This window comes from Okeania sp. (genome assembly GCF_983059655.1).
Genome location: NZ_CEZPJD010000286.1, coordinates 1 through 9,334, shown reverse-complemented (window position 1 = coordinate 9,334; position 9,334 = coordinate 1). Strand labels below are relative to the sequence as shown.

Genomic DNA, 9,334 nt, shown 5'->3' with positions numbered 1-9,334 from the left:
GGAAAATCTTGTCGAACCTGAAGCTTAAAATAATTGGGTAAAATTTAGCCTAAAATTAGGTAATTGGATAATTTAGCGACTAAAATCTTCTTGAGATTTTAAGAGACGCAACTATTAACCAAAAACCTTGTTAAACCTATCCATTTCCTTGATTTTTGAGATTTTGAACGCTCAAAAATCAACTTAAATCTGGTAAGATATAGGAAAAAATGCCTTTTGGAAACAGTTCGGTAGATTTTAGCTGCCAGGCGAAGTTAGCTCGGATACCAGCACTACCCTTCTGAAAACGATTCTTCTGTTATCAAAGGAGAAGAAAGGTCTCGGACGCGCTAGTTCTTTAAGGATTAGCTTTGCAGCTCATCTGCCTTTACTGTTACGGTAATGCCATACTATTATCAAAGATGTTCAGTTATGAATAGATTTGATAAGGTTAAATGTTGCACTAAGCTACCAATTACTCTAATTAGGGTTTGCTGAAAAAGTCTTTTTTAAGGAGTAGGGGAGTAGGGGAGTAGGAAAGTAATTTTTTTTTCCCCAACTTTTGCCTAAAATGATAAATTTTTGAACATTTTGATCTGAAAACCAGGTACTTTCTCACTACCCAAAAAGGCTAAAACCAATATCAGTAAAGATATTTAGGTTTAATCAGCAAGTTCTAATTAGTTTAAATATTAAATTTATGGCTAGGATTTGCTGAAAACTTATTGTTGTAAGGTTAGAAGTCAGAGATCATAACTCAGGAGGGACGGAGAATTATAGAGGAGTTAGGAGGAAGAATTGTTGGAATAATTTTTCTGCTCTTGTATGCATAAAATATTGAATTTTTGAGCTTTTTAGACTGAAAAGTTTGGATTTTTTTTTACTTAAAAAGTCACTTACTTTTATCTGTCAATGTTTTGAGAGTTAATCGGCAAGCTCTAGCTATAGAAATAAGAAAAATTTAGGGTAACTAGGCAAATAAAAAAATATTAATTTATTTTATAGCATTAGCATTAATAAACTTGAGAGGCAAAAAAAGTTTTACTATACATCCATAATTTTGTTTTTTTATTCTGAATTTTGCTCTACCTAATATTCCTAATATTCTATAGCATATTCTATAGCAATCCTAAATAGGTTGCGACAAATCAAAAAGTAGATAAAAAAACTGAAACTCTTACCTGTTCCCTGTTCCCTATTCCCTAAAAAGCAGTAAGATTTTTGACACGAATAAAATAGGATTGCTATAAATTTATCAAAATAATTGGGTCTAATACCAATTCCCAAAAATAATGCTATGTTTCCGATAGACTTCAGTTATTAAGTAATAATAATGATTCAGTAATGTTTGTAAGGATTATCGGCATTAATCCAAAATATTTTATGCCTTTGAACCCTACTCCCTACTTTAAAGAAGATGTAGCAAAACTTTTGAGAAATGGTATAAAACCCGGGCTTTTAAGGCGAAATATGTTTGGATAGTTCCTCAAATCCCTGTTACAAAAATAACTTCTGACTTCTGAGTTCGTTAACCCTCGGTTTTTTGATTTATTCTGATTTATTGATTACTTATTAATTTTTTCTCTTTTTGATCTAATGGCTATTATAGAATTCGTAATACTCACAGGATTAGGGGCTATATTAGGTGCATTTGTTGTGAATCTATCTAATGATAGACAACAACAACGTATTTTAGATGATGCTTTTTACAGATTAATAGAACTGCAAAATGGTAAAATTTCTTTGATTCAATTAGCTGCGGCTGCTAAAGTTGATGCTCAAATAGCTCAGAAATATCTAGAAAGTCAAGTACAAGTTTTTACCGCAACTTTAGAAGTTGATGAACAAGGAGATACGTTCTACAGATTTCCTAAACTAAGTTTACCTTCTGTTTTAGATAAACAACAATGGTAAGGAGAGGTAACTGTTAATTATTAATTATTAATTATTAATTATTAATTATTAATTATTAATTATTGAACCCTACTCCCTAGATTAATGGTCCGAATCTTTGATAAGGCCAAAAGCGAAATATTGCCCTACCTATAATATTGTTTTTAGGCAAAAAACCCCAAACATGAGAGTCATTACTATTATTACGATTATCTCCCATCACAAAGTATTGATTTTCAGGAACTGTGATTGAATTTGGTAAAGTATATTCAGGGGGTTCAGCAATATAATTTTCAGTCAGCGGTTGGTCATTTATATACACTAAACTATTCTCAATTCTAATAGTATCTCCTGGTAGGCCAATAACTCTTTTGATAAAAGCTTGATTTCTATCATAACCATAGCGTTGCAATTGTTGGGGCGGTTGAAAAACAATAACATCACCTCTAACAGGTGGATTAAAATAATAAGATACTTTTTCTACTACTAAGCGATCGCCTACTTCTAGGGTAGGTATCATTGAGTCTGAAGGTATATATCTTGGCTCTGCAATGAATATTCTGACTAGTAAAGATAAAGATAAAGCGATCGCCAAAACTTTAATATTTTCTTTTTGTTGTTGCCATATTTTTAACCACCAGGGAGTTATGGAGCTAGTTGTTATTGGTTCATTCAGTGATTCTTTTTCTGATGTCATTTCTATGGTTTTATTCTTTAGTATTTCTATTCTATAGCAAAATTCCTGGAAATTAAGTAGGGTTTGCTGAATAAAGTTTTTTTTGTAAGGGTAGGAGTCAGAATCCAGAAGTCAAGAGGAATGGGAATTATAGAAGAAGTAGTCAGAAGAATAGTCCCTTGACTTTTCTGCCATAATCCTCCCAAAATACTAACTTTTTGAGCATTTTAGACTGAAACAAGCGCACTTTTTTCGACCTAAAAATGCTAAAACCTTTGTCTATAAATGCTTTGATATTTAATCAGCAAGCCCTAAGTATTTATCTATTATTTATAATTCTATGCTGATTCAATTCAGTGTAGGTAACTATTTATATTTTCAAGAAATTTTCACTTTGAGTATGGTGGCGACAGAGGTGACTGCAAATAATCAAAATATTGATGAAAATAATATTTTATGAATCTCAAAAAAATAAGTGATTGCAGGCTGTAATATCTAGAATAAAAGCAAAATAATATTTGTTTGTGATTTCATGAAATACTCCCGTATTCAGTTATCAATCAAGGTCGGACGCGATCGCGTTCCTCGAAAATAGCTTTTGTGGAGCATGAGCTAAGATGTCTCACAGTCTCCATTCTCGGAATGTACCTCTTGGTCATTACTGTTAAAAAATTTTAGATGTGCTTTCCCTGTGTCTAAACTCCAGTGATTAATTCATCAAAAGAAACTTAGATAGAAGATGCTAATGTAGAGGAGTTTAGACTGATACTAAATACCTGTTTTGAAAGTAAGGTTTATCGTGGGGTAAGGCAGAAGGCAAAGGGCAGAAGCGGTGCGACCCCGCGTCGGTGTCAGACGCAAGCGGTCGGAACCCGCGTCGGCGTCAGACACAAGGGAACGCCGACCAAGAGAGGGAATGCTGACCAAGAGAGGGAATGCGCACCAAGAGAGGAAGAAGGGTTAGAAAGGAATTTTAAAAACATGGTTTTGAAAACCGGATTTGGTATGAGTATGGAAACATAAGGGAAGCCTTATTTTAGACCATAAATTATATTAGGTATGGTTTTGAAGTCGATAAAAAACAGGTATTTTCTGAATGGTTATTTTATGTGCCAACTGATAACTGAAATGACCTTAATAATCTGATACTGCCATCTCTAAATAATTAGAAATTTCCCGACAATATTGATTACATAGTTGCGACATTCGGAAATCTTCATTACGAGGATAATTAACATCTATTTTAACATTTGCTACTACTCTACCAGGGCGGGCAGCCATAACAATTACTTGTTGAGATAAATAAACTGCTTCATAAATATTGTGAGTGACAAAAACTACAGTCCAATTTCGCTCTTGCCATATTCTTAATAGATCGCTATTCAGTTTACTGCGAGTCATTTCATCTAAAGCTCCAAAAGGTTCATCCATCAAAACAATTCTTGGCTGAGTTACTAATGCTCTAGCAATAGAAACTCGCATCTTCATGCCACCTGATAATTGTCGTGGATAATAACGTTCAAAACCATCTAATCCTACTAAATTAATTGCTTCTTGTACTATTGTTCGAGATTCTCGAAGAGATTTTCCTGTTAATTTTAGAGGTAAATGTACGTTATCAATAACGTTAGACCAAGGCATTAAAGCTGGTTCTTGAAATACAAAGGCTAATTCATTTTTATTCTGGTCTATATTTGATTCAATTTTTCCTGAACTAACTTCGCTTAATTGTGATATTAATCGCAATACTGTACTTTTTCCACAGCCAGAGGGACCAACAAAAGTTACAAATTTACCATAATTAATGGTAAAATTTATGTCTTGCAAAGCAATAGTTTGATTAGGATAAATTTTATTTACATGATTAAAGGAAATAGCAGAATTATTAGTATTATTCATATCTAAGTAGGTCGGCATTAAAATTTATTGTTAGATGAAGGCAGAAAGCAGAGGGCAGAAGGTTTTATAACTATTTTAATTTTTGTTATACCAATTTCATAAACTGAAACAACACTTGTCAAAGTATCTATCAAGCTTAAAAACTAAGGTGTCAAGTTATGTGTAGTCTGACTTTAGGAAATTGGTATTACATACTTAATTTTTTTTGTGCCAACTTACTTAACCCTAATATAATTGTGGTTTATTACTTTTTTTTAGTTTAGCATAAACCTCATTTTTTTTATGTAATAAAAATGGTTATTTATGTGAAAGTAAATTAGCGCGCGCAATTCTGAAAGTAAGTAGGTACAGCTTTTTTTGTAATATCAAATACTATAGTAACCTTAAATAAATTGTAACAAATCAAAAAGTAGATAAAAAAACTAAAACTCCTACTTTTTTCCTAAAAGCGGTAAGATTTTTATACACAAACTAGAAAGAAAAGAAAATCAGAAGAATTTTAATGCTTGATCGGTTTGAGTTGTATAACATTAAATAAAAGAGTTAATCTCCCTTACAAATATTGAGGTTGTTGTGATGGAAACTATTCGTATTCGTCTACAGGGAATGAGTTGCGCTTCTTGTGCTAATAGAGTTGAAAAAGCAATTAAAGAAGTATCAGGAGTCATTGAATGTAATGTTAATTTTGCTCTCTCTCAAGCTACAGTCTCTTATAATTCTCAAAAAACTAATTTAACTCATATTCAAGAGTCTGTAAAAGAAGCTGGTTATTATGCTTTTGCAGAATCTGAACAAGAAGAAGATACTGAAAAAAAAGCTAGGGAAGCAGAAGAAAAAGAGTTAATTCGTAAAGTTATTCTTGGGAGAGTTGTTAGTAGTTTATTAGTCATTGGTTCCCTACCTGCCATGACAGGATTACATATTCCTTTTTTTCCTAGTTGGCTGCATAATTCTTGGGTGCAATTATTTTTGAGTTTACCTGTGCAGTTATGGTGTGGTCAAAGCTTTTTTGTCGGAGCATTTAAAGCACTTAAACATCATACTGCTGATATGAATACTTTAGTTGCTTTAGGAACAGGTGCTGCTTATTTATATTCTTTATTTGCTACTTTTAACTCTAATTTTTTTATTACTCAAGGCTTAAAACCTGAAGTGTATTATGAAGCTTCATCAGTTATTATTACTCTTCTCCTGTTAGGAAAATTATTAGAAAATCGTGCTAGAGGAAAAACTTCAGAAGCTATTCGTAAATTAATGGGTTTACAAGCAAAAACAGCTAGAGTTATTCGTAATGGAAAAGAGAGCGATCTTCCCATTCAAGAAGTTGTATTAGGAGATATTGTTTTAGTCCGCCCTGGAGAAAAAATTCCTGTAGATGGTGAAGTTGTAGAAGGAGAATCTTCGATTGATGAATCTATGGTGACAGGCGAACCCATTCCTGTTAAAAAACAAGTAGGAGATGAGGTGATTGGAGCAACAATTAATAAAACGGGAAGTTTCAAATTTCAAGCAACAAAAGTTGGTAAAGAGACAGTATTAGCGCAAATTGTACAGTTAGTAAAAGATGCTCAAGGCAGTAAAGCACCTATTCAAAAATTAGCAGATAAAATAACTGGATGGTTTGTTCCTACAGTAATAGCTATTGCGATTCTAACTTTCATTATTTGGTTTAATACCATGGGAAATTTAACTCTTGCCATGATTAGTACTGTAGGAGTTTTAATTATTGCTTGTCCTTGTGCCTTGGGTTTAGCTACTCCCACTTCAATTATGGTTGGTACTGGAAAAGGAGCAGAAAATGGAGTATTAATTAAAGGTGCAGATAGCTTAGAATTAGCACATAAATTAACTACCATTGTTTGTGATAAAACCGGAACAATTACTCAAGGAAAACCTAGTGTTACTAACTATATTACGGTTAAAGGTGTCACTAATAATAATGAAATTGAACTATTAGCAATAGCTGCTGCTTTAGAAAAAAATTCTGAACATCCTTTAGCGGAAGCTGTGGTTAATTATGCTCAATCTCAAGGAGTACAAAATTCCCTGCCTGAAGTGACTAATTTTGAAGCTGTAGCAGGGATGGGAGTACAGGGAAATGTATCAGGAAAGTTGGTACAAATTGGTACACAAAGATGGATGGATGAGTTGAAAATTGATACTCAAACTTTACAATCAAATCGTCAACAATGGGAAAGTGAAGCAAAAACTACTGCTTTAATAGTTATTGACGGAAAAATTGAAGGCTTAATTGGAATTGCTGATGCAATTAAACCATCTTCAATAGAAGCAGTTAAAGCTTTAAAAAGAATGGGATTAGAAGTAGTAATGTTAACAGGAGATAATCAAAAAACGGCAGAAGCGATCGCCTCTGAAGTCGGTATTAAAAAAATTTTTGCTGAAGTACGTCCCGACCAAAAAGCTAGTATTATTCAATCTATTCAACAAGAAAGAAATAGTTCAAAACAAAAACATAAAATCGTCGCGATGGTAGGAGATGGAATTAATGATGCTCCAGCATTAGCTCAAGCAGATGTAGGAATTGCTATTGGTACAGGTACAGATGTGGCAATGGCAGCTAGCGATCTAACTTTAATTTCAGGAGATTTGTGGGGGGTTGTTACGGCAATTCAACTCAGTCAAGCCACTATGAAAAATATTCGTCAAAATCTATTTTTTGCCTATATTTATAATGTTTTGAGTATTCCTATTGCTGCGGGTATTTTATATCCCTTTTTTGGTTGGTTATTAAATCCAATTATTGCTGGTGCAGCTATGGCTTTTAGTTCGGTTTCTGTGGTAAGTAATGCTTTGCGTTTAAGGAATTTTAGACCCAAAGTTAATCTATAGAAATAATTAATAATTAACAATTACCTCTTATTTTCAAGGGTAGGATTTATAGGTTGTCTGAGAAGTCCCTTATGCTACATCCAAGCCCCCTAATACCATGTCTCAAAAACTTTTCTACATTTTGTTGAGTAGGGAAGTAGGGGAGTGGGGGAGTGAGGGAGAAGAAAACATAAGAATAATGAATATTAAATTAGCTAAAATTAGCAGAAAAGTGATTCAGCTTCTGCTAATTAGTTAATAACTGAAGTATTGCGCAAGTATAGCATTAATGCATGGGAATTGGTATAAATCCCCCAATTTTGGGGTACTTTTAGAAGCAAATTGACTCTTGTTCCCCTCAAAGTTGAGGGGCTAGAAGGGCAAAATTCAGTATCAAAAAACTTTTTATAATTCTTCTTACGCTTAAGGAAAATTTTTTCTTGTTTCTCCTTGAAAGGAGAGGCTTTAAACCTTAATTATTTGGCAATGAAAATTTTGAAAGTATTTCAAGGTTTTTAGAGCTTAATTTGCTAACATATCTATTATTCGTTATAGTATATTATGCTAATTTTGAATAAATTGACGAGCAAATATTTATGTCGATAAAAGTTTATGCTTTTTATAATAATAAAGGTGGTGTTGGTAAAACAACTTTATGTTCTAATGCTTCAATATTGTATGCTGAAAATAATCCAGAGACGTAAATTTTAGTTATTGATATGTGTCCTCAAGCTAACATTTCTCAATTTTTACTTGGAGGTGGAAAATAAGGATATGAAAATAATCAAAAGTTGCAAGTAGCTTACTCAAGACGTAATGTAGTAGGGTTTGTTGATTGGATTTTGAAAGGTAATGCTGAATTTAAATCATTACCAAAAAATTCTACTTATAAAGTTCGAGCCTCACTCTATAATGAATCTATTCCAGAAAATCTGTATTTAATCGCTGGTGATTCTTTTTTAGAATCTTTGTCGTTAGCTCTTAATTATTCCGTACTTAATCCAGCAAATATTACTGCATGGAAAAATCATATGACAGCAATTAAAAGATTATGTCGAAGTGAGTTTGACAAAGAAAAATATAAAGAATTAGTTGTTTTCATAGATTGTAATCCTAGTTTTTCCATCTATACACAGATGGCGTTACTTTATTCTGATTATTTAATAATTCCTATGATGGCTGATTTTACTTCACTGGAAGGAATTAAAGGAATTTTAATGCTACTTTATGAACAATATCCTTCAGAATCTCTCAAAAAATATGCCAGTAAAGTTATCACATTTAATAAACAAGTTAAGCAATTTGAACTGAAATTACCTAAAATAAAACAATTTGTTTTTAACAATTACACAAGCAATAAAGGTGTAGCTAATGCTTATAATTCTATCAGACAAGAATTAATTAATTTTTGCTATGAACAATATCAAAGTTTTCCTCAATATTTTACTAAGAATGATCATCCATTAAACTGTCTCAGTACATGGCAAAATGCCTATGTTACCGATGTCAAAGATTTTCATTCTTCAGGAAAAGTCTCTGCATCTCTCGGCATTCCTTTACATCAACTTCCCGATCAAGGGCAAAATTTTAAAATGCTAGATGGACAAGAAATTACTTTAGCTAAACATAGATATAAAGAGGCTGTCGAAAATGTCAAATATTTAGTCTCAAAATTATAACTTTCATCTCAATCTTATGGAGATAAGAAAACAAAACTATCAAACCTATTTTTTAAGATATTCCTTTTCTGTCGTGACTCAGACTTGATACTAATAGACATCTCCGACAATAAAAAATAAAATCAATTATCGCACAGAAATTATCAATTCTTTTCCTCTACTGCCTACAGCAAAGCTGCCTACTGCCTCTTTTCCGGAGATATCTAATGGCCTTTAAAATATGGACTACTCAGGCTTCTTCTCCAAATATTATTCTCTAAACATAAATGTTAGAACTTTTTTTACTCTCAATACTTACTATTAAATTTTTATAACTTGATGTGTTACATTTCGTCGTGCGAAATGTAGGATTGAAGATTTGTAGAAATAATTATAGACA

5 protein-coding genes are annotated in these 9,334 nt (G+C 32.4%); 3 read left to right on the top strand and 2 right to left on the bottom strand.

Annotation, left to right across the window (positions count from 1 at the left end; genetic code table 11):
- Nucleotides 1–1,575: 1,575 nt before the first annotated feature.
- On the top strand, nt 1,576–1,893 hold the full coding sequence (locus tag AC3DU7_RS16685; protein WP_488040448.1) for a hypothetical protein: 318 nt from the start codon (nt 1,576–1,578) through the stop codon (nt 1,891–1,893).
- A 76-nt stretch (nt 1,894–1,969) separates the two neighbouring features.
- On the opposite strand, the gene lepB is transcribed toward AC3DU7_RS16685, so the two are convergent.
- Together lepB and AC3DU7_RS16675 are read right to left on the bottom strand one after the other, a co-directional pair.
- Nucleotides 1,970–2,569, bottom strand: coding sequence for a signal peptidase I (lepB, locus tag AC3DU7_RS16680; protein WP_488040447.1), 600 nt, complete (start codon nt 2,567–2,569; stop codon nt 1,970–1,972).
- Nucleotides 2,570–3,682: 1,113 nt separating this feature from the next.
- Nucleotides 3,683–4,465, bottom strand: a complete 783-nt coding sequence (locus tag AC3DU7_RS16675) for an ABC transporter ATP-binding protein (protein ID WP_488040446.1) — start codon at nt 4,463–4,465, stop codon at nt 3,683–3,685.
- Between the two features lie 558 nt (nt 4,466–5,023).
- Between AC3DU7_RS16675 and AC3DU7_RS16670 the strand changes: the two genes are divergently transcribed.
- Together AC3DU7_RS16670 and AC3DU7_RS16665 are read left to right on the top strand one after the other, a co-directional pair.
- Nucleotides 5,024–7,297 (top strand): heavy metal translocating P-type ATPase, encoded by a 2,274-nt coding sequence (locus AC3DU7_RS16670; RefSeq protein ID WP_488040445.1) that lies wholly within the window; start codon nt 5,024–5,026, stop codon nt 7,295–7,297.
- 770 nt (nt 7,298–8,067) lie between these two features.
- Complete coding sequence (locus AC3DU7_RS16665) at nt 8,068–8,955, top strand: AAA family ATPase (RefSeq protein ID WP_488040444.1); 888 nt, start codon at nt 8,068–8,070, stop codon at nt 8,953–8,955.
- Nucleotides 8,956–9,334 lie beyond the last annotated feature (379 nt).

Excerpts from the sequence above, each read along its gene's own strand:
- AC3DU7_RS16685 (WP_488040448.1), top strand. The coding sequence starts at position 1,576 with ATGGCTATTATAGAATTCGTAATACTCACAGGATTAGGGGCTATATTA.
- lepB (WP_488040447.1), bottom strand. The coding sequence starts at position 2,569 with ATGACATCAGAAAAAGAATCACTGAATGAACCAATAACAACTAGCTCC.
- AC3DU7_RS16675 (WP_488040446.1), bottom strand. The coding sequence starts at position 4,465 with ATGCCGACCTACTTAGATATGAATAATACTAATAATTCTGCTATTTCC.
- AC3DU7_RS16670 (WP_488040445.1), top strand. The coding sequence starts at position 5,024 with ATGGAAACTATTCGTATTCGTCTACAGGGAATGAGTTGCGCTTCTTGT.